The sequence below is a fragment of the Pontitalea aquivivens genome (assembly GCF_046507575.1).
Lineage (GTDB): Bacteria > Pseudomonadota > Alphaproteobacteria > Rhodobacterales > Rhodobacteraceae > Pontitalea > Pontitalea aquivivens.
Genome location: NZ_JBKFEY010000074.1, coordinates 1 through 1,859, shown reverse-complemented (window position 1 = coordinate 1,859; position 1,859 = coordinate 1). Strand labels below are relative to the sequence as shown.

Annotated in this window: 2 protein-coding genes; both read right to left on the bottom strand. The window is 59.2% G+C overall.

Annotated elements, in window-relative coordinates; translation table 11 throughout:
- The coding region (locus ACK8OU_RS20110) for a branched-chain amino acid ABC transporter permease (protein WP_410305109.1) at window positions 1-738 on the bottom strand (738 nt) is incomplete at its 3' end.
- Window positions 739-808: 70 nt separating this feature from the next.
- Window positions 809-1,859 (bottom strand): ABC transporter substrate-binding protein (locus tag ACK8OU_RS20105; RefSeq protein ID WP_410305108.1); only part of this gene is annotated, 1,051 nt, incomplete at its 5' end.

The following is a 1,859-nucleotide window of genomic DNA, read 5'->3' as shown; positions in this document are numbered from 1 at the left end:
CACGAACGCGCCGATGACGGAGCCCATGATGGAGCCCAGTCCTCCCAAAATGATGATCGCGAAACCCTTGACGAGCATGTGAAAGCCCATGAATGGCGAAATCGCCCCAATGAAGCTCATGAGAACACCGGTGGCTGCGCCAAGCGCCGCACTGATACCGAAAGTGAGGCCGTACATCGCGTTGACGTTGATACCCATCAGCTTCGCGGCGTCGCCGTTCTCGGCAAGCGCGCGACTTGCCCGACCGAGCTCGGTACGCTTGAGCCAGAAGAACAGGCCGCAGACGATAACCACGGCTACCCCGAAGGCGATGGTGCGCGAGACCGAGATGACGATGTCGCCAAGCATGACTGACGAGAAGGCATAGGTCGGGTTCACCGAGCGCTCGTCGCCCGTCCACGCTATGAGAGCGACGTTCTGGAGAACCAGACCGATGCCGAATGTAAGCAGAATCTGGTTGATGTGCGGGGCATCGAGGACACGCCGGATCGCGACGCGGAAGATCAAAAGCCCGACCAGGAACCCGCTGACCATGACCAGCGGCAGCGCGATGAGCGGATCGATGCCGGCCACGTGCAATGCCCAGAACGAGGCGTAGGCACCCAGCATGATCGCTTCACCGTGCGCAAAATTGATGACGCGTATGATGCCGAAGCTCAGCGACAACCCTATCACCATAAGAGTGTAGAGGCCGCCGAGCAGCATCGCGTCGACGAAGAACTGCCCAAAGAAATCCATGTTCGCTCCGCGAGTTAAATGGCGAGGGACGCGCGCATCCGTAGATGCGCGCGTCTATCGTCTGAACCCGTCAGCGGGTAACTGGCTCGATGGTGCCGGACGCGGCCTCCAGAGGCCAAACGATCAAGTTGTCGTTGCCCCTGCGCTGGAACACCACCATGTCGACGAATGCCTGGTGCTTCGTTCCAAACCCGGTGGGCTCGAACTTCCCGCGCCCGTTGACCGTCTGGATGTCCATGATTCGCAGTTCTTCCACGGCCTTCACCTTGTCACCGCCGGCCCTGTCGAGCGCAACGAGAAGCATGCCTGTCGAGGCGTAATGGCCGATATCCAGGAAGTCAGGCTCCATGTTGTATTTGGCGCGGAAGGCTTCGACCCAGACTTCGGTCTCGGGGAAAAGCTCCGGGAAATCCGGATTGGCCGGATGGTTGACGCCCGGAAGGTAGGTGGTGACACCCATCCAGCCTTCCTGAGCCTCGCCCACGGCATCCTGCCACTCTTCAAGCTGAGTGTATGCAGTACCAACGAGATAGGGCACATCGAGCTTGCGTGTGTGGACCTGCTTGGCAAGCGTAATGGCATCCGTCGTCTGCACCAGACCGATCAAGATGTCGGGCTTCACCCGGGATATCTTGGTAAGAACAGGGTTCAGGTCCGGTGAGTTCGTACGGATCACCTCTTCGGCGACGATCTCGAACCCGGCTTCCTTGTAGAATTTCTGAACGTAGGGAAGATGCGTGCGTCCGTAGGCGTCGTCGGAATAGATTACCGCGACCTTCTTGCCCTTGCCGAGGTAGTGCGCGAGCGCCTCTGCTTCGGACGTGTGGTAGTGGTAGGCAAAAGGATAGGTGTGGAAGAATGCATCCTCTCCACCAGCGATCTCTTCGAGTTGCGTGCCCGAGGAGCCGTTCACGATCCAGGTCGGCTTCCCCTGCTGCCATGGCGGAACGGAGGCAGCGACGATCGGGCTAGCCACAGGCCCGATCAGGAAGTCGACCTTCTCGACCGTCACGAGTTCATTGATGGCTGACACCGTTGCCTGCGCATCGGACTGAACGTCGCGGTAAAGTATCTGGATATCGTTTTCGCCAACCTTCGTGCCGAATCGCTCAAACGCCATT